Here is a 25,907-nt window from a genome sequence, read left to right as displayed (position 1 = left end):
AGCCCTCGGAAATTCCGAGGGCTGTTTTTACGCATCTTTTTCTAAAATTTCCACGCCGGTGGTGGTGATGTGGAGGATCCGAATGTCCCAGGTGGCATCCAGGGGCTCGGAGATTTTTTCCCAGGTCTTTTTGATGGCGTCGAGATCGGCGGATTTTTCCGTGACGAACAAGAGGGTGGGCCCGGCGCCGCTAATGAGCACGCGGCCTTCGTGGCGCTCTTCCAAAGTCTTCATCACATCGTAGCCGGCAATGAGTTTGCTTCGGTAGGGCTCGTGGATCTTGTCTTCCAAGCCGAAGAACAGAGCTTCCGTGTCGGCGTTTTCCAGGCCGTGAATCAAAAAGCCCATGTGGCCGATATTGGACACCGTATCGGCATAGCTCAGGGACTTGGGCAGTGCCGCCCGAGCCTTGGCCGTGGACAGATCGAAGTCCGGGAAGGCGGCGATGGTGGCGAAGTTGTCGATATTATTGATCTTGCGATACACCACGCCGTCGCCTGCGGGCAAGCTGATGACGCAGCCCCCTAAGAGGGCCGGCGCCACATTGTCCGGATGGCCTTCGAAATCCGAGGCCATTTTTAAAATCTCCCCTTGGTCGAAGGGCTCGCCCAGCAGGAGATTCGCCCCCACCATGCCGCCGACGATGCAGGTGGCACTGCTGCCCAGGCCCCGAGCGATGGGGATGTCCGCATCCACACGATAAAAGAAACCATCCATGGAGGCGCCGGCCTTATCGAAGACCACCTTCGCCGCCTCGTAAATCATGCTGTGGCAGTCGCAATCCCCGCCCTCCATGGAAAAGGTAAAGGTGTTGTATAAATCCAGAGCCAAGCCGATGACATCGAAGCCCGGACCCATATTCGCCGTCGTCGCCGGCACGCGCAGTTTAATCATGAAAACCCTCCTTCACGACTTCTTTCATCTCATCCACTGTAATGCTTTCGGTAAAGCGCTCGGGCAAATCGAAGACCTCCGTCAAGGGCTTCGGCACCTCGACGCCGTAGGCTTCTTGAATCTTTTTCAGGAGATCCTCGTCCCCTTCTCCCTGAATACCCAGAGCGTCGGCCACCGTCTCGGGAAATTTATAGGGGCTCGCCGTGGCCATGACCAAGACGTGATTGGCGGAGCCGTGCTTCTTCGCGCCGTCATAGGCCACCGCCGTGTGGGGATCCATTAAATAGCCGAAGCGGTCGAGGACTTCCTTGATCCGCGCCTCCCCTTCCGCATCCGTGGACCAATAGCCCACGAGCTTGGAGCGGTTGATGGCGTCCATGGGAATGTCGAAGCGGCCCGTGGCGTTCAAGTCTTCCATTTTCTCCCGCACCTTGTAATCCCGCTTCAAGACCAAGTGCAGATAGCGCTCGATATTGCTCGCCACGAGAATGTCCATGGAAGGCGACGTGGTCTTATAAAAATCACGGTTCTTGTCGTAAACGCCGGTGGAAATAAAATCCGTGAGCACGTGATTTTTATTTGATGCGCAAATGAAACGGCCCACGGGAAGGCCCATTTCCCTGGCGTACATGGCGGCTAAAATATTTCCGAAATTGCCCGTGGGCACGCAGATGTCAATGGCATCGCCCATGGCGATGGTGTTTCTGCGCACCAATTCCAGGTAGGAATACAAGTAGTACACCACCTGAGGCACCAGGCGACCGATGTTGATGGAGTTGGCCGAGGAAAATTCGATGCCCGAACGGCGCGACGCTTCTCTCAACGCCTCGTCTCTGAAAATTTCCTTCACCGTGCGCTGGGCGTCGTCGAAATTCCCCTCGATGCCGTAGACGAAAACATTATTACCCCTTTGCGTGGACATCTGGCGGCGCTGAATGGTGCTGACGCCGTGGGCGGGATAAAAGACAAAGATGTCCGTGTTCTCTACGTCCTGAAAGCCCGCCAAGGCGGCCTTGCCCGTGTCGCCGCTGGTGGCCGTTAAGATCCGAACCTTTCTCCCCTCCGCCGATGCGGCCATAAGGTAAGGGAGCATCTGCAGGGCGAAGTCCTTAAAGGCCGCCGTGGGGCCGTGGAACAGCTCCGCCACGGTCATGCCGTCGAGATCGTAATAGCCCACGGGCTCCGTGCCGGAGAAGGAACCGTAGGCCTTCTTCGCCCAATCCGAAAGGGCCTCTTTGGAAAAGTCGTCGAAAAATAAATGGAGCACTTCCGCCGCCAATTCCACATAGCTGCAGTCCGCATACTCATTTAAATCCATGGTGGGAATGTGCTCGGGCACAAACAAACCGCCGTCGTCGGCGGGACCTTTAAAGATCGCCTCTTTCGCCGAAAAAGCTCGGGATTTGTCCCGAGAAGAAAAAAATCGCATCGTCGTCTCCTTCGTGTTCTTTATTTCGTTAATGTATCACAGTTTACGCTATTTTCGCCTCCCGTACAAGGGCTTGCAAAATATGATACAAATTTCACCTTCGTGGTATTTCACGTCTGTATCCATTATAATGGATAGACAGAGATATAGGGGGGATAGTATGTTTACCATTTTAGAAAAGAAAAATTTGGCGCCTCGCGTCTTCTTGCTGCGCATTCACGCGCCTCGCGTGGCCATGGCCGCTCAACCGGGACAGTTCGTCATCGTCATCGCCGACGAACACGCCGAGCGCGTGCCTTTGACCATCGCAAACTTCGATCGCGAGGAAGGTTGGGTGGATTTGGTGGTTCAGGCCTCCGGTCCGTCCACGACGAAACTTTCCGAAAAGGAACAGGGCGATGAATTAAAAGACTTCGTCGGACCCTTAGGCGTTCCGTCGGAATTCACCGAGCTCTCAGACGAAGAGCTGAAAAAACAACGTTACTTATTTGTCGGCGGCGGCATCGGTGCCGCGCCGGTCTATCCACAGGTCCGCTATCTGTCCGAACGAGGCGTCCACTGCGACGTGATCATCGGCTTTAAAAACAAAGAAGCCGTCATCTACGAAGAGGAGTTTAAGGCATTGGACTGCGATCTCTACGTCACCACCGACGACGGCTCCTACGGCTTTAACGGTATGGTCACGGCAAAGATCGAAGACCTCATCGAAAACGAAGGCAAGAGCTACGACACCTGTGTCGCCATCGGGCCCATGATTATGATGAAGTTCGTCTGCCTCACCACGAAGAAATACGATCTGCACACCATCGTCTCTCTGAATCCGATTATGGTCGACGGCACCGGCATGTGCGGCGCCTGCCGCGTCAGCATCGACGGCGAAACGAAATTTGCCTGCGTCCACGGACCGGAATTCGACGGCCACAAGGTGGACTTCGACCTGGCTATGAAACGTCAAAAACAATACATGAACGTGGAAAAAGTGAAAGGTCAACAAGTCTGGAGGAATGCATAATGGATCGCTTTACAAGAGTCCCCGTACGGGAACAGGACCCGAATCAACGGAACAAAAACTTCGAAGAAGTCTGTTACGGCTACAATCACGAAGAGGCCGTGGAAGAGGCGAAGCGTTGCCTGAACTGTAAAGTGCCTCAATGCGTGAAGGGATGCCCCGTCTCCGTGGACATCCCCGCCTTCGTCCACGAAATCGCCGAAGACAATCCCAAGGCAGCCGCCATGGAACTTTCCAAGCACACGGCCCTGCCCGCCGTTTGCGGCCGCGTATGCCCTCAGGAAAGCCAATGCGAAAAATACTGCGTCCTGGGCAAAAAGGGCGATTCCGTGAGCATCGGCAAATTGGAACGCTACGCTGCCGACTACGCACGGGAAAATCATATTCAAACCATTGAAGCCGAAGCACCGAACGGTCACAAGGTCGCCGTCGTCGGCGCCGGCCCTTCCGGCATTACCGTGGCAGGCGAGCTGGTGAAAAAAGGTTACGACGTCACCGTCTTCGAATCCCTGCAACAACCGGGCGGCGTCCTGGTCTACGGCATTCCTCAATTCCGTCTGCCCGATTCCGTCGTGGCAAGCGAAGTTGAAAAACTGAAGGACCTGGGCGTTAAATTCGAAACCAATACCATCGTCGGTCGCACCATGTCCTTAGACGGCATTCGCAACGAAGGCTACGAGGCCATCTTCTTAGGCACCGGCGCCGGCCTTCCCCGCTTTATGAATATTCCCGGGGAAAACTACAACGGCGTCTTCAGCGCCAACGAATTTTTGACCCGGACCAATCTCATGCACGCCTACGAAGCGGGCTACGACACGCCCATTATCGCCGGACGCAAAACCGCCGTCATCGGCGGCGGCAATGTGGCCATGGATGCTGCCCGCGTGGCCAAGCGTTTAGGCGCCGATGTGACCATCGTCTATCGCCGCACGGAAAAAGAATTGCCCGCACGGGCCGAGGAAGTGCACCACGCCAAGGAAGAAGGCATCCATTTCCACTTCCTCACCTCCCCCGTGGAAATTCACGCCGACGACGACGGCTGGGTCACGAGCATGACCCTTCGCCCCATGGAACTGGGCGAACCCGACGAGTCGGGCCGTCGCCGTCCCGTGCCCAAGGAAGGCGAAGACTTCGACGTGGAAGTGGACACGGTGATTATGGCCCTTGGTACCAATCCCAACCCCTTGATTACCGCCACCAATCCCGACATCGAAACCAATAAGAAGCAAGGCATCGTCATTACCGACGAGGGCCAAAGCTCCGTGGAAGACGTCTTTGCCGGCGGCGACGCCGTCACCGGTGCCGCCACGGTCATCCTGGCCATGGGCGCGGGCAAACAAGCCGCCAAAGGCATCGACGAATACATTAAAAACAAAAACAAATAAAGCCGATTTTCAGGCAACAAAAAAACAGCCCTCGGAGGCTGTTTTTTTGTGCGGGCATATTCGCCGCCCGCTTTTACTAAATTTCCCTTACTCGTGATCGTGGCCGCAACAGTGATCGTGATCGTGGTCGTGATCATGACCGCAGCAATGATCGTGGTGGTGATCGTGATTGTGACCACAGCCGCAGTCGTCTTCATCCTCTTCGTAGCGGGCGGCGAGCTCGTGAATTTTTTTGTGAATGGCATCGTCGTGGAGAATGGTGTCCAGATTAATTAAAATCTCCATGGCGAAATCTACATTGCCGTCCTCTTCCGCCTTTTGTGCCAGACGCTTTAAAATTTCCACGCGGTCGGGATCCAAGGTGCCTTGAATGTGACGCTCCTTCAGGTAATTTAAAAATTCGTCCTTCTCCGCCGGCTCCGCATCGGGAAAGCGGCCGCCGATCATCATGAGATTGCCTTCGGCTTCGTCGTTGTCGCCGTCGTAATCCTTTGCGATGATACTCATGGAGAGGGCCAGGGCGGGTTTGTTTTCCTTAAAGAGGAAGTAGCCTTCGTTGGAAAAGCATTGGGAGAAATCCGATGCCAGATAGGCCGCTTCAAAGGCTTTTTGATTGTACTCCTTCGCCTTTTCCATATCCCCTTCCTGGCGGGAAACCTTCGATAAGGTCAGATAGTTGGCCGTGGACATGGGATTCACGGACAGGGCCTTTTCCAAATACTTGCGAGCGTCGTCGTATTCTTTTAACTCCGCCGCCACGCCGCCGCGAAGGGTGAGCCACATGTCCACCTCGGGACCTAGAATGGGTCGACGATCGCCGTCCCGTTCCACGCGGCAGATGACCTCTTCCACCATGGATTGGAAAGAGAAAAATTTCTCATCACTTTCCAGGGCTTCCAGTGCCGTCTTTAAAAAATCCACTTCCTCCGCCATGCGGTCGATGAAGGTCTTTGCCCCTTCCATATCTTCGTCCAGGGTTTTTGCAAAAACCGCATCTAATAGGGTATAAAACTTATCGATGCCGGCACCGTCTTGCTTCAGGCTTCGGTAGTCCCCTGCATCGCCGCGGTGCTCGTCCATTAATTTTTGTCCGTATTCCAAAAGCTTTTGGGCCAGTTCCCCTTCCCCTGCCAGGGAAAGCTTTTGTACTTCGTCGTAGATGGCGTTTAAATCCTCTACGTAATCGCCTGTAAGGCTGTTTATAAAGTCGTTGTATTCTTGTTCCATTGGTACCTCCACTAATAGTATATCAGAGCTCGAAAGGAGTTGTTATGGCCAGTCTCGTCACTCATTATTTTTTTGCACGACGTCTCTTGCCCACCTTGTCGGAAAAGGCACGAGAAATTATCGCCGCCTATCCCGACCACTACGCCTTAGGCGCCCAGGGCCCGGATATGTTCTTTTACTATCTTACATCAAAAAAGCACAAGGTAGGCGGACAAATCCACGCCAAGCCTTTAGCGAATTTCCTGGAAAGAAATCGGGAATGGATCGAAAAGGGACCGACCCTCTCCCCCACATGGGCCTACTTCTTCGGCTTCTTAACCCATTTTTCACTGGATGCCACGGTGCATCCCTATATCGATTCGGTGGAAGAGAAAATTTCCATCGGCCACGTGGCCTTGGAGCGGGATTTCGACCGGGTGATTTTAGAAGAAGAGGGCTACGATCCTCGGGCCTTTCTCTGCAGAGAGCTCTTGCCCTCTCCAGCCGTCGTGGCGGCAGGCATCTCCCCTCTCTATGAATCCTACGGCATCAATACGCACGACGTGCACCGAGCCGTGGCGTCTTTTCGCATAGGCCAGCAATTTTTTCACGTGGATGATTTAAAGACCTACGCCCGGAAGCACAAAGTCCTGAAGGCATTAGGCGCAGACGATGCCTTCGGCGGCATGCTTTTAAATCCTAAGGGCTATTACGATTCCATATACATCACCAATCCCGTGATGAAGGAGCTTATGACCCTCGCCTATCCCGTGGCTCGCACGGCCGTGACTGCCTTTACAAAAGGTGGCGACTATCCCCCGTTTTTCCAACTGGATTTCAACGGACGCTAAAGAAAAAAAGGCCTCATCTTTCGATGAGGTCTTATCTTATTTTTCGCAGAATCAAAAAGCAAACGAGGACGCCGAGGAGCAAATGCCCCGCCACCAGGCCCCACTCTTTCTTTTTCACGAGCTCGACAAGCTCCATGAACCAATAGACGGCGTAAAGGCCAAGGCTGATAAAAATCGCCGCCATGGAAATGCGACTGCCCCAAACAAAAAGAGGATCGGGATAGGCGCTCTTCGTAAGGATTACCGCGATGAATCCCCCGAGGCCCACCAGGGCAAAGGCGAGGGCCGCCTTTTTTATGGTGGATTTAAACTTGTTCATGGCTGAACGCCCCTTTAATATGGTCGATAAAATCATAGGCCGACGCTACCAATAAGATGGAGCAAAGGAGCCGGAGCCAAAGCTTATCCGTATCGTCTAGAATACTTGAAAAAATAGCAAAGCGACTGACGTCGTAAAATAAGAGTAAATATCGTTTCATAAACTGATTTTACACCGACGGAAAAAATATGTAAAGGCACCCTTTCGGAGTAACCCCATAAAGTTGGACTTAATCGAGTAAGCATTTCGCTTACTCGATTTTGTTTTACATAACATTCGTTCTATGCGGATTTCATTGTTTTCCGACCAACCCCGGTTTTTAAGACTTTTTGGATCAGTTCAACCGCGGGCGCTTTTTTCATGGATGCTGTGCCTAAATAACTTCGTTGCGATGAAGAATGTAGTAGTCTTCAAGGTTCGCTCGGACGGGACGGGCACCTTCGAAGGCATCGCCTGTGTAGCGAATTTTTAAACGCTCCCCTTCGTAACGCATCCGAATAATTTGAACCTTTTTTTCATAAGCCGCCAATTCCGAAAATGGAATCCTCGACTCAAACACACGACCCTCCATTTTCTCGATCAACTTATCCGACGTGGTCTTGGCCCTGATTTTTCCGTCGTTTAGAATGATAATGCTTTTTGTAATGGCTTCAATGTCGGAAATAATATGGGTTGAAAAGAGAATGATCTTGTCTTTGGACATGTTGGACAAAATGTTTGAAAATCGAATGCGTTCGCCGGGATCCAAGCCGGCCGTCGGTTCATCTAAAATCAGAATTTTCGGATCGTTGAGTAAGGCTTGGGCGATGCCGACCCGCCGCTTCATTCCACCGGAAAAAGTCGATACTTTTTTGTCCTTTACATCCTCAAGATTTACAAAAGCGAGAACCCGGGGGATTTTTTCCTTCAGTTCCCTTTTACTTAATCCCTTTAATGCGCCCATATAGGTTAGAAACTCACCGGCCGTAAAGCCGGGAAAAACCGCAAATTCCTGGGGCATATAACCTAAAAGGCCACGATACTTCTCCTTCAACTGAGAAATTTCCTCTCCCTCGTAGAGGATACGGCCACTCGTCGGCGTATCTACGCCGACCAATAGCCTCATTAAAGTAGACTTCCCGGCGCCGTTATCCCCTAAAAGCCCATAAATTCCGGCCTCCAGTTCCAAGTCCACATCCGAAAGAGCTTCTTTCTTTCCAAATTTTTTGCTTACGCTTTCAATTTTTAACATAATCAGCGCTCCTTATGCTTTACCAAACGACTTCCTTTTTCCCAGCCACATCCCTATCCATAAGAGCGCCCCGTAAATCATGGGAATGATCAGCGAAAGCAAATAGCAACTTTCTAGCCCCGGAGAAGATACGCGGGTACGAAGACCTTCGATGTTGATTAAAGACAAAGGCGAAAGGAATAGGAATTTCCCGGCAGAGGGAGAAGTCCACAGAGATTGAAGCAAAAAATGAATGGACACATAGGCCAGAACGAGGGAAAAGGAGACCTTCACGTCTTTGATTCGATCGCCTAAAAAAAGAAAAAGAAAGACAAGACAAAAGGTCAGCGCGAGGCCGTTTAAAAATTTATAGATAAAATACTGAAGGTAGGTTATCTGAATGGGAAAGAGAAAAAATTCTCTTGAATTTTGAATGAAAAGATCTCGGCCGTCGCTTCCGTAAACGAACAAAACCAATAGAGTAAACAGAGCCACGCCGCCCACATAGGTGAGGACGCCAATTTCCAAACCGTTGATTAGCCGAGCCTGAAAGAGTTTTTTCTTTCCGTAAAGGGTGGCTTCCACCATGTCCTTCGTTTTGAATCGCTCGTCTTCTTTCATTACGGGAACGAGGAGAAAAAGCAAGGCCATGGCGACGGCGTAAAAAATCTTATCGAAGTTACGGAGGAGAACTTTCCAACCTTCACAATAGCCGATGAGTAGCCGGTCCATTGGCTTCACTCCTTGAGCTTGGCCTGCCTTTTTTATCAGATTCATTCGATACTCGAAAAAGCCTTGTGACGGCTGCCTGTTTCCTTGAAGCAGAGCATCATTTATACTCTCCACCGGCAAAAACTCATTAATGGAAATGTTCTCTTTGACCAAATTTTCTTGAGGCAAGTCGTACTTTGCGATTAAATCCTCCACTTTTTTATCGTCGTACCACGTCTTCTCCATCAGGTAGCGGTATTCCGTACCGTCAGAAATTTCCACGTGCAAGCTCTCTTGAAGATACCTCATCTGTTCCGCCTTGATAAGGCAGATCGACGAAAGCAACAAAAACAGACAGAGGACCGGAAGGTAGGGGAAGGGAAGCATTCTTTTTCTATTGACTTCCAGTAAAAACTTCATTTGCCCTCTCCTCCTTTTAAGTAATAGCGGTTCATTATCGGCATGGCCAAAATTCGGCTACTCGCAATGTAAATCAAAGACAGAAAGCAGGCCATCGCCGTAAAGGGATAGACGTGGTTTTGAAGGACAAAAAGCTTGGACGCGGAAAAATTGCCTTGTACAAAATTTTGCGGCGTAAAGTAGGCCAGAGTGTTCGCCCAGGGCTGCGGCGAATCCGCCCACTTCTCAAGCCAAACAAAGGCGAGCACCAAGACGAGCAGGGAGACTTTCGACTTGCGAAAGACCAGGGAGAATAAGAGAATGATATTGACCACCACGAGAACGGCGGCAAAACCGGATAAGGCTTCCAGAAAATACCCTTGCCAAGTGGTGAGGTTGAAAATCGCCGGTCCGGCATAAAATTCGATGGAGGCATTGGCTCCGTGAAGGGAATAAATCATTCCGTGGTAGAGAAGCAAAAAAAACAAATAAGCGAGGTACGCGAGTCCTGCAAATAATTCTGCCGCCCTTACCTTGGCTAAGTAGAGGGAAAGGCGCCCATTCTTCGCGTGCACATCCATTTCAGTAAATCCCTGCGCTTCGTCGGCCGACGTTAAGGAAGACAGGGCGAGGGCCAAGTAGATTAAAAAAATATTAAAAGTCATGTGCAGGGCATCGCCCATGTAACGCCAGCCTTCGTTGTAAGCGTAGTAAAGGGGCGTTTTCACTTCTCCGGCTTGGCGAAGAATGCTTTCAACCTCCGACCGGTCGTAGGACCGATACGAGGTGTGAGTCCATGAACCAATGGCCTTTAAGCGATCTTGGTAAAATTTTTCAATCCCTTGGTCGCTTATATGAATTGAAAAGTCTTGGATTTCAATCTCTTTCGGAAAATTCAAACTTTGCGCGAGCCACTGGAAGGGATAAATCAGCTTCAAGCCCAACTCTTTTTCTTCCGATCGTGCGCCTTCCACAAAGTCTTTTTCTTTGCTTTCGTTGTAAAGGGTCCGGGCCTTTTTCATTTGCTCTTCGGTTAAAAGACCGTCGTATTTAATCCCTTCTTCTTTCATCAATTTCCAATAGGAAAGGCCGGAGCCAAACTTTCCTCCCTCTAAGACCATGTCCAGGGATTGGCTATAGGGAAGAATCTTGGCCACACAAATCAACAAAAACAGGCACGCAATCAGGGCATTGTTCTTGGTCGCTATTTTTTTAAATTCCAGTTTTACGACAGCAAACATCGACTTCTCCCCCTTTTTACTAACACTGGCCGTCCTGTTTCTGCTCTTCAAAAGAATTTTTTCGTTTTTTGCCCTTATTGAACCGCCTTTTTCAAGTCGTAGTAAGACCCGGCAAAGACCACCTTCCATTCCTTCTCGCCATGAGGCTTGGCCAGGAGAAGTTCGTCATAGGACCCGTCCAGCCGCCTGGCTTCATAGACAAAGAGTTCGTCATTCTTAAGACCTTGAATCGGTCCTTTTCGCGCTTCCGCAGGGATGGTGCCAATCATTTCATCAATTCGGTAATCCACCGTTGGCCCAAAGACCAACTCTGCGTCATTATCGTTCTCGTGTCCCTCTTCCCTCGGGGGATAGGTGTCCGGTTTTGATTTAATATAATTCGACACAGATTGATCCAACTCAGCAAATAATTCCGGGCCCCTTTCATCTCCCCTCGGCCCGAGGACGATGTCGCCGCCTCTGGTCACCGAGCCGGTCATACCCTTTTCGAGCCAATCCTTTCTGTTCTTCGCCCGTTGCTTGGCAATCTTTTTGTCCGCAGCAATGTCTTGCGGGCTTCTATCATCGGAACCGTCCTGAGTTTTCCCTTGGCTATTTTCACTTTTCCTTTGATCCTGCACCATGGAATAAGTGGATTCTTTTTTTAGATACAGCGCCGAAGCCAGAACGACCAAAACCAACAAAATTCCCAAAATTGTTTTTTTCTTGTTCATTATCTTCCATCTCCTTTTCTATTGATTATAGGCAATTTACACCTCGGTCACAGTTAACTTTTGTCCGAACTTTTCACAAAAAAGGAAGAAGGCTTGTGGCGCTTCTTCCTAAAAGGGATCGATATAGCCGATTTCTCTGGCTTTTTGTACCATTTCTTGGTAATTTTTTACGTCTAACTTGCCGTAAATGCGATTTAATAAAACGGCCAGGGAAGAGGTGGACATATAGGCTTCTTTTGCGACTTCTTTTCGTGATTTTCCCGAGGCATAGAGGCGGAGAATTTTTAATTCGTTTTCCGTGAGCTTTTCCTGAAGATGTTTCTTAGAGGAAAAATACCTTTTGTTCTCCAAGCAAACCCCTCGTATCTTCGCTAAAAGACTTTGGGTCGACTCTTCTTTCGAAATAAAACCCATACAGCCCATCTCCTCGGCCTTTTCCCGGTAAAAATCAAGATTATAGCCCGATAAAATTAACACTTTCGCACCGTAATCCTGCATCAACGCTTCGCTTAACTCCAGACCGTTTTCTCCCTTCGCCATACCGTCCAGATTAATGTCTATAAGAAGAAGATCGTAGGTCTCTTCTTGTAATTTGTCGTTTATGTCTTTCATTTTCTCCGGAATGTCCACCCGAATTTCCCCGCAGGATTCTAAATCCATCTTCAAGCATTGGGCCAGCATTTTATGATCTTCGATTAACATAATCTTCATAGATCCGCTCCTTTTTAATCGGTACATTCACATAGAAGGCCAGGTACTTTTCCTCTTCTTCTCGGCCCTCTTCTACCCGAAATACTCCGTCCAGCCGTTTGGTTTCGAAATCCAATAATTTCAAGCCGGTGCTCCGGCCCGCACCTTCCTCCAAGTAATCGCCGTAATTTATCATAGACAGATGAATCTCCTTTTGTTTTTCCTCCAAATGAATTTCGGCGTAATCGCCCTTTCCGTGCTTGAAAAGATTGCTCACCAATTCGTAAAGGGCTTTATACAGAAAGCTGTCGTAGGGGCCGGGCACTGAAAATTCCTCGGAACAAGTGAAGTCGATTAGTATGCCCCGATTTTGGTACCTGTCTTCCAAATCCTTAATAAGTCCATAGTAATTATTATTTAAGCTTACTTTAGGACTTAAGATCGGGTCATAGGCATTCAATTCTTGGCGGATTTTTTTAATGTTGTTCGAGAGAATTTCCAGAATTTGATCCCTCTCGGAAAAAGACGGAGCCTTTTGAACCAGCTTCTGTACGAGAATAATGTCCTGCAAAATCATATCGTGGAGAAAACGAGTGTTCTTCTCGGAATAGAGGCGCGCATACTTATCCAACAGGAGATTTTCCTTTCCCCTGTTCAAAAGACTGCCTATCTCTTCCCGGCTCAGGTCGCGGTAATTGAAGTAATTGGAGACCATGACGAAAAACGCGCTCAAGAAAAGGGAGAGGAAGAAGACTTCGGTAAAATCCCTTGGAAAACCGTTGACGATAAAAAGAATGAGAAAAAGCACAGAGCAAAACTTCGCCCACTCTTTAAAAGACGGGACAAAGGCCTTGAGGAATAAACGGCACGCTTTTGTAAGCAAATAGATTAAGATGGCGGCTAAGACGGCCATCATATAAAATTCCTCGTAATTCTCAAAATAATTCCATAGAGAAGAGAGATAGAAACTTCCCCATAAATACAAGACCAGGAAGACCGCAGTCGACACCATAATCCGGTAACTATAAAGGCCCCGCCCCTGTATTTCTTTCTTTTTGACGAGGAAAAAGAGAAGGGGAAACAAGCAAAAGATAAAGTAGATCCCCATGTATAAAAAGTTGACCTCCAGAGAAGAAAAGGTCGAGAGAAGAAAGATCGCTAAAAAAGCGAGGAGGGTCAAAAGACGAAAAGCACCGAAGCGAAAATGTCCTTCTAGGACGATATCCATATAGGAAAAGATCAACTGAAGGACAAAAAAATAGCGCAGAAGAATGTCATTGTGAAGATATGCTACGATGAAATCTTCCGAGATAAAATAAAGGGGAATCAAAAGCAGAGTAGTACAAACCCGGTAGACGTAATTTTTTTCTCTCTCCTCAAGCAGAATAAAGAAAGAGATAAAATTCGTGAGCGTAAAAAGACCGGTTAAAACGACGATATGAAAACTGCCGCCACCTTTTTTTACGGCGACTAAATAAAACCAGTAAAGGGCCAGCTGGGTCAGGCTATGGGCCCATAACGAGATCGGTTTTTTATAAGACAAAAATCGGTTCACGGCTTCCTCCTCACGTCCATTAGTCTCTATTTTAATCATACTGAATTGAAAAGGAAATTTCACCTAACTTTTGTCCAAATGTCATTGCCGCCGCTTTATTCGAAACACTTTTACGACCGAGCCATCGCCTCCATCTGTTGATGTTTGATGATGAATCTAAAATTGAAATGGATTCTCTGCCTTTCGGCAAAGGATTTGCTCTTACTCAACGCAAAAACACGCCACAAACTAAAGTGACCCCCAAAGATGGATTTCTTTGTCCAACTTTTAGGGGTCAGTGCATCAGATGCCTTTTAGATATTATTCTTTTTTCGCCTTTTCGATAATTTCTTCAGCCAGTTGTGCCGGTACTTCTTCGTAGCGAACAAATTCCATAGTGAAGGAACCGCGTCCTTGGGTCATGGCCCGAAGGTCGATGGCGTATTCGTACATTTCCGCTTGCGGTGCTTCGGCCATAATCAATTGACCGCCGCCGGGTTGTTGGTCCATCCCGAGGATTCTGCCGCGGCGTTTGTTCATGTCGCCCATGACATCGCCCATGTATTCGTCGGGCACTGCCACTTCAACGGCCATAATGGGCTCTAAGAGCACGGGATTGGCTTCGGCGATCCCCTTCTTAAAGGCGATGGATGCCGCCATTTTAAAGCTGACTTCGTTGGAGTCCACGTCGTGGTAGCTGCCGTCGTAAAGCACGGCCTTGACGCCTGTGACGGGGAAGCCGGCGAGGACGCCTTTTTCCATGGATTCTTCCAAGCCCTTTTCGACAGCCGGGAAGTAGTTTCTCGGCACGCTGCCGCCGAAGACTTCTTCGTCAAAGACAAAGCCTTCGTCGGTGGGTTCGAAGCGAATCCAAACGTCGCCGTATTGGCCGGCGCCGCCGGATTGTTTCTTGTGCTTGCCTTGAACCGATGCGGTACCGCGAATGGTTTCTCTATAGGGCACGATAAAGGGCACTTTCTTTACTTCGACGCCGAAGGTGTTCTTTAATTTTTCGAGAATAACGTCCAGGTGAACATTGCCTTGGCCGCCGATGGTCATTTGTTTCGTTTCGACATTGCGGTCCAGGACGATGCCCGGGTCTTCGTCTTGAAGTTTGCGAAGGGAGGTGGTAAGTTTTTCTTCGTCGTTTTTCGATGCCGCTTCGATGGCATAGAAGTAAACGGGTTGCGGCATTTTTACGCGCTTGTAGACGACCTTGTGGGCCTTGTCGCAAAGGGTGTCGCCGGTTTTTGTCACGGTCAGTTTCGCCACGGCGCCGATGTCCCCGGCGTGGATCACGTCCACGGGGAGTTGTTCCTTGCCGCGAATGACGAAGAGGCCGGTGTTCTTTTCTTCCACATCTTGGGAGCTGTTAAAGAGGGCCGTGTCCTTGGTCATGGTGCCGCTCAATACTTTAAAGATAGAAATTTTTCCCACGTAGGGGTCGGTAATGGTCTTAAATACCACGGCGGAGAAGGGATCGCTGTCGGAAATAGCGCGTTCTTCTCCCGATTCGTAACGGAAGCCTGTGTGCGCCCGTTCGTCGTCCGGTGCGGGCATGTAGTTGACGATGGTGTTTAAGAGAATATCGATGCCGATGCCTTTTTCCGCACTGCCGACAAGCAAGGGGACGGCGTCGCCGTTTAAGAGGGCGGCGGTGACACCGCGGAGCAATTCGTCGCGGGTAAATTTTTCGCCGCTGAAGTATTTGTCCATGAGGACTTCGTCGCTTTCGGCGACGACTTCGGCGATTTCTTCATACATACGCTCCGTGGCCTTCACTTGGTCGTGATTCAGTTCCACTTCTTCCGGAGCGGCGTTTTTATATTCAAAACCTTTTTGGAAAATAACGTCGGTAACGCCGACGAAGTTTTCTCCTTCGCCGATGGGAACGGAGAAGGGAATAACTTTCTTGCCGAAGAGGCTTTCGATTTGTTCCATGAGTTCGCGGAAATTGACGTTTTCCCCGTCGATCTTGTTCACGAAAATAATTCGCGGCAGGCCGATTTCTTCCGTGTATTTCCACATTCTTTCCGAACCGACTTGCACGCCGGCGGTGGCGTCGATAATCATCAGCGCCGCTTCCGCTGCGCGAAGTGCGCCCATGGCTTCACTGATAAAGTCCATGTAACCGGGCGTGTCGATTATATTTAATTTCATCTTTCGCCATTCGATAGGAATAATGCTGGTACCGATGGATGTACCCCGTTCTTTTTCTTCCTTGGAAAAGTCCGAGAGGGTATTTTTTTGATCCACGTGGCCAATTTGTTTTGTGGCACCGGATTGGTACAGGAGCGCTTCTGTTAGGTTGGTCTTGCCCGATCCACTGTGCCCGACCAGGGCCAAGTTACGGACTTCCCTCGTGTTGTATGCTTTCATTAAATTATTCCTCCTATCGTGAATTTCCTCGCGGAAACGTTTTTATGCCTAAATTATATCATAGCCCGATGTAATTTTCATTCCTCCCCTAGCTTTCCCTAGATTTTTGTCTCGTCAAAAGGCCTCCTCGCATTTTAGCCCATAAAAAAAACGAGCCGAAGCTCGTTCTTTCCTTGTTATTTTCGAAGCAGCTCTTCCATTTGCCGACGGGTCCAGCCGAAGGCGCCGCCGGAGTGGATAAAGAGAATATTTTCTTTGCCTTCCCAGCGTCCGTTTAGGATTTCGGAAATGGTGCCGTACATGGCCTTGCCCGTGTACACCGGATCCAGGATGATTCCCGTTTGAGAAACGAAGTCCCAAATAAATTCCAGCTCTTCGGGACGGCTCAGAGCGTAGCCCCTGCCTTCGTAGCCTCCGATGACGGTGACGGCATCGGCGGGCACGGAGGTCCCCTTTAATTCGTTCATTTCGGCGATAATCGGCGGGAGCAGTTCCTTTTCGACGACTTCCTTCGGCGAGGAAATGGAAATGCCGACGATCTCCTTGCCCGCCTCGTGAATGGCGTTTCCGTAGACCAGGCCTGCCAACATGCCGGCACTGCCGGTGACGCAGATGACGGCATCGAAGTTGATGCCCATGTCTTTTTCTTCTTCGAGGATTTCTTCGAAGCATTCCACATAGCCAAAGCTTCCCAGGCCGTTGCTGCCGCCCATGGGAATGATGTCCACGGACTTGCCTTCTTTTTCCAGCTCCTCTTTCCACGATGCCATGATGGCGTCGCGATGATTGTCGTAATCTTCTTGGGAGACGAAGCGAATGTCCGCCCCTGCCAGGCGATCCAAAAAGAGATTGCCCTCTTCGGGATAATCTTCGCTGCCCGTTAAAAGCAAGTGGCACTTAAAGCCCAGTCGGGCGCAGGCCATGGCCGTGGCCCGGGCGTGATTGCTTTGCACGGCGCCGGTGGTAATAATGTCCGTGGCGCCGTCGTCCAATGCCTTTTCAAGCAAGTATTCCAGCTTTCGAATTTTATTGCCCGTCACCGACAGGCCCGTTAAATCGTCTCGTTTAATATAGAGATTCACGGGCAGATCCGCATCCATGAGTTGTACCGGTTCGATGCGAGTCGGCGTATTGGCTAAAGATAATTTTTTCATTGAACACCTCAATAGGAATATCCATCTTTTTTATCAGCTCGACGAAGCACCTGCCATGCGCCATTTTCGTAGGCGCAGATCCCGAGACCCAAGCTTTCGGCAATGGGTCCGGTCCAAAAATCGCGTACCGCCACGCCTTCCATGACGTGATAGAGAGCCCGTATGCTGACGCCGTGTCCGACGATGAGGACGTGCTCGTCTTCCGTCTTTTCCAAGCGCCGCAAAAAAGCGTCCAGCTTTCGGTAAAGGTCGTGAAAGTCCATGAGGCCCTCCCGGTGATACTTCTCCGGCGTCTTTAAATAAAGGCGGGAGATGGGATCTTTTAAAATGTCTTGAAAGAGCATCCCCTCCCAAGGCCCCAAGGGCAACTCGCGAAGTGCTTCTACTTCTATTATGGGCACAGATCGCGATTTTAGCAAGCCCTCCGCTGTCTTTCGGGCCCGCTTTAAATCCGAGGTGTAGCAGCGGTCGAAGGGCACGGAGGCCAACTGCTCTCTCATGGCGTCGATGGCCTCGTAACCTTCCGGGGTGATGGGCGAATCCATTTGCCCCTGAATGCGGTCCTCGCGGTTCCACTCCGTTTCCGCGTGGCGCAGAATATAGAGCTTCATGCCTTAGATGCGTTCGAGAACAAAGGCGATGGCGCCGTCGTTTAAGTCGGTCTTTTCCACATCCAGAGGTTTCTTTTCCATGGATTCCGCCAAGGTTTCTTCCATGATTAAATCTTTCGATGCTTCCAGCGCCGCTTCCACGTCGCCCTCGGCATCGTAGGTGATGCGAATATGATCGGTAACGTCGTAGTCGTTGGACTTGCGTTGATTTTGTACTTTCGAAATAAATTCACGGACGTAGCCTTCGGCGATTAATTCGTCGGTGAGTTCCGTATCCAAAATGGCGAAGAGATTATCTTCCATGCTGACGTCGAAGCCTTCCTTGGAGGAAATATCCACGAGGACGTCGTTCAGGTTCACTTCCGTGTCTTCCCCGTTTAGGTTCATGGTGACGCTGCCCTTCTTCAGCTCGTCGTAAAGAGCCTTGGCGTCGCTTGCGGCCAAGTTCTTTTGGAAGTCCTTGATCTTAGGACCGAATTTTCTGCCCACTTCTTGGAAATTGGGCTTTAAGCTGTAGGTCATGTACTTGCTCAAATCGTCGGAGAAGACCACATTCTTCACGTTCAGCTCTTCTTCAATTAAATCGGACAAGTCGCCGATAATGGGCTTCAAATTCCCGTCCACCAAGACTTCGCTCAAGGGTTGACGCACCTTGATCTTGGCATTTTCCCGTCCGGCGCGGCCCAAGGTGACCAATTGACGGACGATGGCCATTTTTTCTTCCAGCTTTTCGTCGATGGCGGATTCGTCGGCGGTGGGATAATCCGTTAGGTGGACACTTTCGCCGCCGTCGAGAGTTTGGTAAAATTCCTCTGCGATAAAGGGCGCAAAGGGTGCGATTAATTTTGCCACGCCGAGCAGGATGTCGTAGGTGGTCTTAAAGACCGCATCCCGAGAGGGGCTGTCTTCTTCGTCCCAGAAGCGGCGTCTGTTCCTGCGAATATACCAGTTGGAGAAATCTTCCGCCACGAAATCCTGAATGTCACGAACGACTTTTGTCACTTCGTGAATTTCCATGTTTTCCACCACGGATTTCACCAGGCTGTTGTATTTGGAAATCATCCAGCGGTCGATTTCGTCGTAGGTGACATCCGTGATTTCTCTGGGATCCACGTCGTTAATATTGGCGTAGAGGGTGAAGAAATTATGGGTGTTTCGTAAGGTGCGGAAGAATTTGCCGTTGACTTCTCTCAGGCCGTCTTCGTCGAATTTCGTCGGGCTCCACGGCGGAGAGACGTACATTAAATACCAGCGCACCGCATCGGCACCGTACTTTTCAAAGAGTTCCGTCGGCGACACGGTGTTACCGCGGGACTTACTCATCTTCTTCCCCTCTTTGTCCAGAATCAGGTCGTTGACCAGGACGCTCTTGTAGGGCGCCTTGCCGGTCATAAAGGTGGAAATGGCCAGGAGGGAGTAGAACCACCCCCGAGTTTGGTCGATGCCTTCGCAGATGAAATCGGCGGGGAAAAGCTTGTCGAATGCTTCTTTGTTTTCAAAGGGATAGTGCCATTGGGCGAAGGGCATGGATCCCGAGTCGAACCAACAGTCGATGACGTCGGTTTCTCTTACCATGGTTCCGCCGCATTCGCATCTAAGATGCACGTCGTCTACATAGGGGCGGTGAAGCTCCACGGTTTCGTCGATGTCTTCGATGGCTTCTTCCACCAATTGCTTAATGCTTCCGATGCTCCGCGTCTTGCCGCAATCCGGGCAGCGCCACACGGGGAAGGGGGTGCCCCAGTATCTGGAACGGGAGATGGCCCAGTCGTTTAAGTTTTCCAGCCAGTTGCCGAAGCGCTTTTCGCCGACGAAGGAGGGGAACCAATCCACGCCGTCGTTGTTTTTCACCAGTTGTTCTTTAAACTTCGTCACCTCGATGTACCAGGAGGGGTGAGCGTAGTAGATCAAGGGCGTCTTGCAGCGCCAGCAGTGGGGATAGTTGTGGACGATGGTCTCCTTGCTGAAGACCTTGTCCTGCATCTTCAAATAGTCGATGATTTCTTCGTTGACGCTGTGAACGAACTTGCCCTTCCATTGGGTTTCGGTGAAGTTGCCGTCGTCGTCTACAGGTTTTACGAAGGCTAAGCCGTTTCTGCGGCCCGTTTGATAGTCGTCTTCCCCGAAGGCCGGCGCCGTGTGGACGATGCCCGTCCCGTCTTCCGTAGTGACGTAGTCGGCGAGGACGACGACAAAGGCCTTGCCGTCCACGTGAACTTGATCCAGGATCTGTTCGTAGGCGCGGCCGTCGAGCTCTTTGCCCTTGACGACATCCAGCACTTCGTATTCGTCTTTTAATACCTTGTCCAGGAGATTTTTCGCCAGGTAATAGACATTGCCGTCGGCGTATTTGACCTTGGCGTAATCCACTTCGGGGTGCACGGCCAAAGCCACATTGGAAGGCACGGTCCAGGGCGTGGTGGTCCATGCCAGGTAGTAGGCGTCTTCGTCTTTCGCCTTAAATTTCATGGTAATGGTGGGCGTCTTGTCTTCCTGATAGCCTTGGGCCACTTCGTGGGATGCGAGGCCCGTGCCGCAGCGGGGGCAGTAAGGCAAAATCTTATGGCCTTCGTAGATCAGGCCTTCGTTAAACATTTTGTCCAGAATGTACCAGACGCTCTCGATATAGGAATTGTTCAGGGTAATGTAGGGATCGTCCATATCCACGAGATAACCCATGCGGGCGGTCATTTGTCGCCACAAACTTTCGTATTCGAAAACCGATTCGCGGCATTTCTTGTTGAACTTTTCGATGCCGTATTTTTCGATGTCTTGTTTGTTGTGAAGGTTCAGCTTCTTTTCCACTTCGATTTCTACGGGCAGGCCGTGGGTATCCCAGCCGGCTTTCCGATTGACTCGGTAGCCCTGCATGGTCTTATAGCGGCAGGTCAGGTCCTTTAAGGTCCGCGCCATGACGTGGTGAATGCCGGGCTTGCCGTTGGCCGTCGGCGGTCCTTCATAGAAAATGAAATCTTCCTTGCCTTCGCGGGTCTCTACGGAGCGCTTCAACAGATCCATGTCTTGCCAAAAATCGACGATGCGCTTTTCACGCACGTCGGCTATGTCTTGGGACAATGTCTCAAACTTTGCCATATCTTTCTCCTTTTACAAAATATCTATAAAAAAAGTCCCCTCGTCTGATGACGAAGGGACGCTTTTATACGCGGTACCACCCTACTTATAGGATTCTATCACTCGTAGCCTTAACGCGGCGAACGACCATCAGGTTCTACGGAAGGTGATGCGACTTTCACTGTATTGGCACCTCTCAGCTCACGTGCCTCTCTGTGAATAGGGAATGAAAATCTTCGGCTTCCATTAATCGATATAATCTGTAATTTTCATGTTCTCCAGTTGATTGATGACGTCATTTTGCAAACCGTGAATGCTTTGGTGGAATTTACACCCGGCAATTTGTTTTGTGTTAAAGCGGTTGCAATAAGGGTCATTTGAGTGTAAACAACGATTCAACTCGATGGGACCGTCGATGGCCAGAATAATATCGTACAGCGATATGGATTCTGCCGGACGGTTAAGAATGTAGCCGCCCTTTGCACCACGACGGGATTTCGTCAACCCGCCTAAGTTCAGCTTGCGAAGAATACGCAATGTAAACCTGGAAGGGATGCCCATGGTCTCGGCAATAATCGGTGCTCCGACGACCTGCCCTTCGTGAGCCGCCAGGTGGGCGATAATACGAAAGGCATAATCAATTTCCTGTGTCAGCTTCAATGCCTCACATCCTCCCTCAAATTTATCTAGATAAGGTATTCTAACATATTTATTTATTCGGGTAAAGTGTAAAACCTACAATGTTCCTGCATAAATAATTTTACCAGCAGAGACCCTTCGTCCAATGCCACGTCTTCCAAACGAAGCATCTGACCCTTCTTCACCGGGCGACGAAGTTTCGCCTCGCCGACGAGTAGGCCGATGGGAAGGAGATTTTCGTCGTAAGTGCGATCCGCCTCCACCAATGTGCCGTAGGCGGTGTCGGATCCGATGCCTTGAACGGGATCCCCCGCCTCCATATCTTTCTTCGCCACGGCGACGGTGTGGGCTACATAGCCCTTCTCCGGGGCGATGGTGGCTTCATTATACAAAACGGCTTTTGCAATTGTCAAAGGGGTTTCGATATTCGTCAGGTGATAAGGCCGGTACAAAATGTAATTGGGTCCGTCGCCCATGGAAAGATAGGGCATTTCCCTTTGAATCACCGGCTCGTCGCATTCCACGGAGACGAAGACGCCGGGGGCGATGCCGTGAACGAAATTCACCGTGCCCCTGCGGTTCATCTCCCCACCCATGTCCTTGGTCAAAAGCTTTTTGTTAAGCTCCTTGATGTCGGCGTGTATGCCCACGCAGCCGCCTTCGTCGGGCAAAAGGCCCGTGGCATTGGCCACGGAATTGAGCTCGATCATGGTATTGGTAGCGTCGACGAAAGAAGTGAGCATGCGGGGGCTGACGCCCTTCTTCTCCGCCTCGTCCTTTAAGGCCTCGGGCGTCGCTTCCACATTCATGGGATTGTTCTTTCCCTTGCCGGCGGCGACGACGCGGAAGCCTAAAAATTCGGCGAAATTGTAAAGCTCCATAATGGCGCCGGGCTCGTCCCCCGCCGTGCCCGTGTAGCATAGGCCTTTCTCCTCTGCTTTCTTTAAGAAATAGGGCCCGAGGAGCACGTCGCATTCCACATTAAAGCTGATGATGTGCTTGCCCGCGTTCAATCCGTTTTCGTTTAACTGAGCGCCTGCCTCCGTATTGCCGGTGCAGTCGCAAATAGCATCCACATCCTCCAGCTCCCATGCCAGTGCGTTGTTCGTAGTGAGAACCATCTTGCCTTCTTTGAGCAGCCCTCGCGCCGCCTCTTCTTCCGAGGTAAATCCGTAGGCATCCTCTTTTAAGCCCACGTCCTTCGCCTTGTCCAAAAGGGCTTCTTCGCCTCTGGACGACCAAAGAATGACATCTATATTTTTAATACTTTTTAATTGTGCAACTAATCCCGATCCCATAAGGCCGGCGCCGACGACGGCGATGCGTATGGGGCCGTGGATAGACAAATCTTTTTGCAATTTCATATTTGTCCTCCAATCATTCTTTAGAATTATAGCATACATTTTCCGTGTCGGTGAAAGCCCCGGCCCTCTAGGGGCGAATCTTAACGCTTTTTTTGATTTTCATGGACGCCAAAGGGTATGAATGAGTAGGATAGGAGTGAATTTATGAACAAAAACTATACATTAATCGAAAAGCGAAGCATCGACGAATTACACGGCGAGGTTTCTCTTTTAAAACATAATCGAACGGGGGCGCAGATCCTCCTAATCGACAATAAAAACCACAACAAGACCTTCGCCATCGGCTTTAAGACGCCGCCGGAAGATTCCACCGGCGTCGCCCACATTGTGGAGCACTCCACCTTGTCGGGCTCGCGGAAGTACAAGACGAAGGAGCCTTTCATGGATATGGTGGCATCCAGCGTGCAAACTTTTTTAAACGCCATGACTTATCCCGACAAGACTCTCTACCCCATCAGCTCCAGGAACGACAAGGACTTCTGCCAGCTGATGGACGTCTATCTCGACTCGGTCTTTTACCCGGCCATGGTGGAAAATCCCAAGATTTTTTATCAGGAAGGCTGGCATCCGGAGATTCAAGACGACCGCCTCGTGGCAAACGGCGTGGTCTTTAACGAAATGAAGGGGGTCTATTCCGATCCCAACAATCGCATCAGCGACATGATTCGGGAAAGGCTTCACCCCTCAGGCACCTATTCCCACGATTCCGGCGGCAATCCGAAAAACATTCCCGATTTAACTTACGACGCCTTTTTGGCTTTCCACGATCGCTACTACCACCCCTCCAACAGCTACATCCTTCTCGCCGGAGATTTGGATTTCGACGAGCGCCTGAGTTATTTAGACAAAGAATATTTAAGCCGCTTCGACTACGCGGATCCTGCCTCTGACATCGTGGGCCATCCCTTTTTCGATACGCCCAAGGAATTTCACGACAGCTACGATTTAAGCGAAGAGGAAGATCCCGCCGGGAAGAATTACTTCGCCTTCTCCCTTTGCGCCAAGGAAAATCCCACGCCGGAGGATCTTTTGCTACGCAGTTTCTTTCAAGAGCTTTTCGTCGAATCGGAAAACGGCCTCTTGAAAAAGCCCCTACAGGATGCAGGCATCGGCGAAGACGTGTATTCGGAGCTTTCCGTATCCAATACCTGGGACTTCACCTTGGTGGCCTACCGCGCCGACGGGGCTCGCTACGAGGATTTTAAATCCATCGTCAACGATACCTTAAACCGCTTGGCCGATGAGGGCATGGACGAGGCTCTTTTGGAAGCGACCCTGGAAAAATTTGAATTCACCGTTCGCCGCGGCGGCGGCAGCCACGCCGATCTCATCTCCTACATCGGCGCCTTAAACACCTGGCTCTACGGCCAAAGCCCCTTGGACGGCTTGGAAGTGCTGCCTCTATTAAATAAAATGCGTGAGAAGATCGGCACGGATTACTATCAGGAAAAGATCCGGGAATTCTTCTTAGAGCCGACCCATCGCCTCTTTATGAATGTGGCGCCGGAGAAAGGCAAGCAAAAGAGAGAAGACGAGGCCCTGGCCGCTAAACAAAAGGCGGATCTCGCCGCATTGTCCCTTGAGGAGAAAAAAGAAATCGAAGCCCTGGTCCAAGAGCTGCGGGATTATCAAATGGCGCCGGATTCCGCCGAGGCTAAGGCCACGATCCCCAAGCTGGATCTCGAGGACCTGGCCGACGGCATCACGGACATCCCCCGCGACGTCGCAGAAAAAGACGGCGTTACTTTGACGAAAAACCCTCTGAACACCAACGGCATCGTCTATACCAATTTGGCCTTCCACATGGGCCATTTGACGGAAGAGGAATTGGCCTACGCCTCCTTGTTAGGGGAAGTATTGACCAAAGTCGCTACGAAAAATTACGACGAGGCAGCTCTGGAAACGGAAATCTTCCTCTCCGGCGGCGGCTTTACCTTCGACACCCCGGTGGAAGAGACGAAAGCGGGCTATGCCCCCTACTTCTTTATCGCCACCGGCGCCCTGCCCCGGCAGATCGATCGGGGCTACGCCGTGCTGGATGAAATCCTTCACGACAGCCGCCTGGCTGACGTAAACAGGCTTAAGACGATTCTGGAAGGGCTCAAGGCGGACATCGCCAACACCCTCTTGCAGTCGGGCCACAGTATCGTCTCCAATCGCGTGCGCACCCACTTCAGCGAAGGCGCTTATGTAGACGATATCATGAACGGCCTCGCCTTCTTCGACTTCGTCTGCGATCTCGTCGACGAAAAGAATTACGCGGCCGTGGGCGAAAAGCTTGGAGCCGTGGCAAAGAAATTATTCGCCAAAGATCGACTCACATTAAATCTCATCGCGGAAGAAGAGGATTTGGACGAGGCGGAAGATGCCCTTTCTCCCCTGATTCAATCCTTTGGCCTCATCGGTGCCGAAGATTATTCCCCGGCCTTTACGCCCGAAAAGGTAAAAGAGGCCTTCACCTTAAATTCTCAGGTCAATTACATCGCCAAGGGCGGCAGCTTTAAAGACCTGGGCAAAAGCTACACCGGCGACATGGCGGTGCTGGCCAATGTGATCAGCAATCTCTATCTGCACCGGGAAATTCGCGCCAAAGGCGGCGCCTACGGTGCCGGCATTCGCATCGCCAAAAGCGGCAATGTGGCCACCTACTCCTATCGGGATCCCCACGTAAAGGAAACCATCGCCGCCTACGACGGCATCGGCGATTTTCTTCGCTCCCTGGAGCTGTCTCATCGGGACCTGGCGGATATGATCATCGGCGTCATGAACGTCTTCGATCCCCACATGGCGCCCCCCTCTTACGGCCTCATGGACTTTAAGCGCTTCTTAAACGGCACGAGCAGAGCCGAGATCGAATCGTTGCGCGAAGAGGCTCTAAAGACCACTGTAGCGGATTTAAAGGGCTACGGCGACATGATGGACGCCCTTATGGGCGAAGATCAACTGGTGGCCATGGGATCCGAGGCCGCCTTAAAAGAAACGGCCGCCTTCGACCGCTACGAAAGCTTAAACCGATAATTCGATGAATATCAAAGCCCCGACCTCCAAGAGAGATGGCGGGGCTTTTTCACGCCCGAATATCTGCGCAAAAAAAGAA

At 50.7% G+C, this 25,907-nt stretch carries 20 protein-coding genes; 4 read left to right on the top strand and 16 right to left on the bottom strand.

The window, feature by feature from the left end:
• Window positions 1-27 precede the first annotated feature (27 nt).
• The gene (gene thrB / locus BN7444_RS06515; RefSeq protein ID WP_068457400.1) at window positions 28-894 is read right to left on the bottom strand and encodes a homoserine kinase; all 867 of its coding nucleotides are present in this window, start codon (window positions 892-894) and stop codon (window positions 28-30) included.
• Window positions 887-2,323, bottom strand: coding sequence for a threonine synthase (gene thrC, locus BN7444_RS06510; protein ID WP_068457392.1), 1,437 nt, complete (start codon window positions 2,321-2,323; stop codon window positions 887-889). Before thrC ends, thrB begins: the two co-directional genes overlap by 8 nt.
• Before the next feature lie 160 nt (window positions 2,324-2,483).
• On the opposite strand from thrC, the gene BN7444_RS09605 reads away from it, so the two are divergent.
• Entirely contained in the window at window positions 2,484-3,335 is an 852-nt protein-coding gene (locus BN7444_RS09605) for a sulfide/dihydroorotate dehydrogenase-like FAD/NAD-binding protein (protein ID WP_068457389.1), read from the top strand.
• Complete coding sequence (gltA, locus tag BN7444_RS09600; protein WP_068457387.1) at window positions 3,335-4,717, top strand: NADPH-dependent glutamate synthase; 1,383 nt, start codon at window positions 3,335-3,337, stop codon at window positions 4,715-4,717. The genes BN7444_RS09605 and gltA overlap by 1 nt, the downstream gene beginning before the upstream one ends.
• An 87-nt stretch (window positions 4,718-4,804) precedes the next feature.
• Here gltA and BN7444_RS06495 read toward each other — a convergent pair whose 3' ends face one another.
• Complete coding sequence (locus BN7444_RS06495) at window positions 4,805-5,944, bottom strand: hypothetical protein (protein WP_068457385.1); 1,140 nt, start codon at window positions 5,942-5,944, stop codon at window positions 4,805-4,807.
• 44 nt (window positions 5,945-5,988) lie between these two features.
• Between BN7444_RS06495 and BN7444_RS06490 the strand changes: the two genes are divergently transcribed.
• Window positions 5,989-6,774, top strand: coding sequence for a zinc dependent phospholipase C family protein (locus BN7444_RS06490; protein WP_068457383.1), 786 nt, complete (start codon window positions 5,989-5,991; stop codon window positions 6,772-6,774).
• 31 nt (window positions 6,775-6,805) lie between these two features.
• Here the strand turns inward: BN7444_RS06490 and BN7444_RS06485 are convergent, their stop codons facing one another.
• From BN7444_RS06485 to BN7444_RS06425, 13 genes are all read right to left on the bottom strand, one after another.
• Window positions 6,806-7,093, bottom strand: a complete 288-nt coding sequence (locus BN7444_RS06485) for a hypothetical protein (protein WP_068457381.1) — start codon at window positions 7,091-7,093, stop codon at window positions 6,806-6,808.
• Window positions 7,094-7,466: 373 nt separating this feature from the next.
• A complete protein-coding gene (locus BN7444_RS06480; RefSeq protein ID WP_068457379.1) occupies window positions 7,467-8,324 on the bottom strand; it encodes an ABC transporter ATP-binding protein in 858 nt (285 codons plus the stop codon).
• Between the two features lie 12 nt (window positions 8,325-8,336).
• The gene (locus BN7444_RS06475; RefSeq protein WP_068457377.1) at window positions 8,337-9,434 is read right to left on the bottom strand and encodes a hypothetical protein; all 1,098 of its coding nucleotides are present in this window, start codon (window positions 9,432-9,434) and stop codon (window positions 8,337-8,339) included.
• Window positions 9,431-10,654, bottom strand: a complete 1,224-nt coding sequence (locus tag BN7444_RS06470; RefSeq protein ID WP_068457374.1) for a hypothetical protein — start codon at window positions 10,652-10,654, stop codon at window positions 9,431-9,433. Before BN7444_RS06470 ends, BN7444_RS06475 begins: the two co-directional genes overlap by 4 nt.
• Window positions 10,655-10,728: 74 nt before the next feature.
• The gene (locus BN7444_RS06465; protein ID WP_068457371.1) at window positions 10,729-11,367 is read right to left on the bottom strand and encodes a hypothetical protein; all 639 of its coding nucleotides are present in this window, start codon (window positions 11,365-11,367) and stop codon (window positions 10,729-10,731) included.
• A 108-nt stretch (window positions 11,368-11,475) separates the two neighbouring features.
• Window positions 11,476-12,078 (bottom strand): response regulator transcription factor, encoded by a 603-nt coding sequence (locus BN7444_RS06460; protein WP_068457369.1) that lies wholly within the window; start codon window positions 12,076-12,078, stop codon window positions 11,476-11,478.
• Window positions 12,050-13,612, bottom strand: a complete 1,563-nt coding sequence (locus BN7444_RS09360; protein WP_068457367.1) for a sensor histidine kinase — start codon at window positions 13,610-13,612, stop codon at window positions 12,050-12,052. Before BN7444_RS09360 ends, BN7444_RS06460 begins: the two co-directional genes overlap by 29 nt.
• A gap of 300 nt (window positions 13,613-13,912) precedes the next feature.
• A complete protein-coding gene (gene fusA / locus BN7444_RS06450) occupies window positions 13,913-15,970 on the bottom strand; it encodes an elongation factor G (RefSeq protein ID WP_068457364.1) in 2,058 nt (685 codons plus the stop codon).
• A gap of 176 nt (window positions 15,971-16,146) precedes the next feature.
• Window positions 16,147-17,124, bottom strand: a complete 978-nt coding sequence (locus tag BN7444_RS06445; protein WP_068457361.1) for a 1-aminocyclopropane-1-carboxylate deaminase/D-cysteine desulfhydrase — start codon at window positions 17,122-17,124, stop codon at window positions 16,147-16,149.
• 8 nt (window positions 17,125-17,132) lie between these two features.
• Window positions 17,133-17,735, bottom strand: coding sequence for a histidine phosphatase family protein (locus BN7444_RS06440; RefSeq protein WP_068457357.1), 603 nt, complete (start codon window positions 17,733-17,735; stop codon window positions 17,133-17,135).
• A gap of 3 nt (window positions 17,736-17,738) precedes the next feature.
• Window positions 17,739-20,828: an isoleucine--tRNA ligase gene (gene ileS / locus BN7444_RS06435; RefSeq protein WP_068457354.1), complete on the bottom strand. Its 3,090-nt coding sequence runs from the start codon at window positions 20,826-20,828 to the stop codon at window positions 17,739-17,741.
• A 225-nt stretch (window positions 20,829-21,053) separates the two neighbouring features.
• Complete coding sequence (locus BN7444_RS06430; protein WP_068457351.1) at window positions 21,054-21,467, bottom strand: RrF2 family transcriptional regulator; 414 nt, start codon at window positions 21,465-21,467, stop codon at window positions 21,054-21,056.
• Window positions 21,468-21,520: 53 nt separating this feature from the next.
• Window positions 21,521-22,810, bottom strand: coding sequence for an NAD(P)H-dependent oxidoreductase (locus BN7444_RS06425; protein WP_068457349.1), 1,290 nt, complete (start codon window positions 22,808-22,810; stop codon window positions 21,521-21,523).
• A 144-nt stretch (window positions 22,811-22,954) separates the two neighbouring features.
• On the opposite strand from BN7444_RS06425, the gene BN7444_RS06420 reads away from it, so the two are divergent.
• The gene (locus BN7444_RS06420) at window positions 22,955-25,828 is read left to right on the top strand and encodes an insulinase family protein (RefSeq protein WP_068457347.1); all 2,874 of its coding nucleotides are present in this window, start codon (window positions 22,955-22,957) and stop codon (window positions 25,826-25,828) included.
• Window positions 25,829-25,907: the final 79 nt, after the last annotated feature.

The sequence above is a fragment of the Peptoniphilus pacaensis genome (assembly GCF_900088125.1).
In the GTDB taxonomy this organism is placed as follows: Bacteria; Bacillota; Clostridia; order Tissierellales; family Peptoniphilaceae; genus Aedoeadaptatus; species Aedoeadaptatus pacaensis.
This window is presented reverse-complemented; position numbering and strand designations above follow the sequence as displayed.

What these genes read in the sequence shown, in the direction of transcription:
- thrB (WP_068457400.1), bottom strand. Translation starts at nt 894, where the DNA reads ATGATTAAACTGCGCGTGCCGGCGACGACGGCGAATATGGGTCCGGGC.
- thrC (WP_068457392.1), bottom strand. Translation starts at nt 2,323, where the DNA reads ATGCGATTTTTTTCTTCTCGGGACAAATCCCGAGCTTTTTCGGCGAAA.
- BN7444_RS09605 (WP_068457389.1), top strand. Translation starts at nt 2,484, where the DNA reads ATGTTTACCATTTTAGAAAAGAAAAATTTGGCGCCTCGCGTCTTCTTG.
- gltA (WP_068457387.1), top strand. Translation starts at nt 3,335, where the DNA reads ATGGATCGCTTTACAAGAGTCCCCGTACGGGAACAGGACCCGAATCAA.
- BN7444_RS06495 (WP_068457385.1), bottom strand. Translation starts at nt 5,944, where the DNA reads ATGGAACAAGAATACAACGACTTTATAAACAGCCTTACAGGCGATTAC.
- BN7444_RS06490 (WP_068457383.1), top strand. Translation starts at nt 5,989, where the DNA reads ATGGCCAGTCTCGTCACTCATTATTTTTTTGCACGACGTCTCTTGCCC.
- BN7444_RS06485 (WP_068457381.1), bottom strand. Translation starts at nt 7,093, where the DNA reads ATGAACAAGTTTAAATCCACCATAAAAAAGGCGGCCCTCGCCTTTGCC.
- BN7444_RS06480 (WP_068457379.1), bottom strand. Translation starts at nt 8,324, where the DNA reads ATGTTAAAAATTGAAAGCGTAAGCAAAAAATTTGGAAAGAAAGAAGCT.
- BN7444_RS06475 (WP_068457377.1), bottom strand. Translation starts at nt 9,434, where the DNA reads ATGAAGTTTTTACTGGAAGTCAATAGAAAAAGAATGCTTCCCTTCCCC.
- BN7444_RS06470 (WP_068457374.1), bottom strand. Translation starts at nt 10,654, where the DNA reads ATGTTTGCTGTCGTAAAACTGGAATTTAAAAAAATAGCGACCAAGAAC.
- BN7444_RS06465 (WP_068457371.1), bottom strand. Translation starts at nt 11,367, where the DNA reads ATGAACAAGAAAAAAACAATTTTGGGAATTTTGTTGGTTTTGGTCGTT.
- BN7444_RS06460 (WP_068457369.1), bottom strand. Translation starts at nt 12,078, where the DNA reads ATGAAGATTATGTTAATCGAAGATCATAAAATGCTGGCCCAATGCTTG.
- fusA (WP_068457364.1), bottom strand. Translation starts at nt 15,970, where the DNA reads ATGAAAGCATACAACACGAGGGAAGTCCGTAACTTGGCCCTGGTCGGG.
- BN7444_RS06445 (WP_068457361.1), bottom strand. Translation starts at nt 17,124, where the DNA reads ATGAAAAAATTATCTTTAGCCAATACGCCGACTCGCATCGAACCGGTA.
- BN7444_RS06440 (WP_068457357.1), bottom strand. Translation starts at nt 17,735, where the DNA reads ATGAAGCTCTATATTCTGCGCCACGCGGAAACGGAGTGGAACCGCGAG.
- ileS (WP_068457354.1), bottom strand. Translation starts at nt 20,828, where the DNA reads ATGGCAAAGTTTGAGACATTGTCCCAAGACATAGCCGACGTGCGTGAA.
- BN7444_RS06425 (WP_068457349.1), bottom strand. Translation starts at nt 22,810, where the DNA reads ATGAAATTGCAAAAAGATTTGTCTATCCACGGCCCCATACGCATCGCC.
- BN7444_RS06420 (WP_068457347.1), top strand. Translation starts at nt 22,955, where the DNA reads ATGAACAAAAACTATACATTAATCGAAAAGCGAAGCATCGACGAATTA.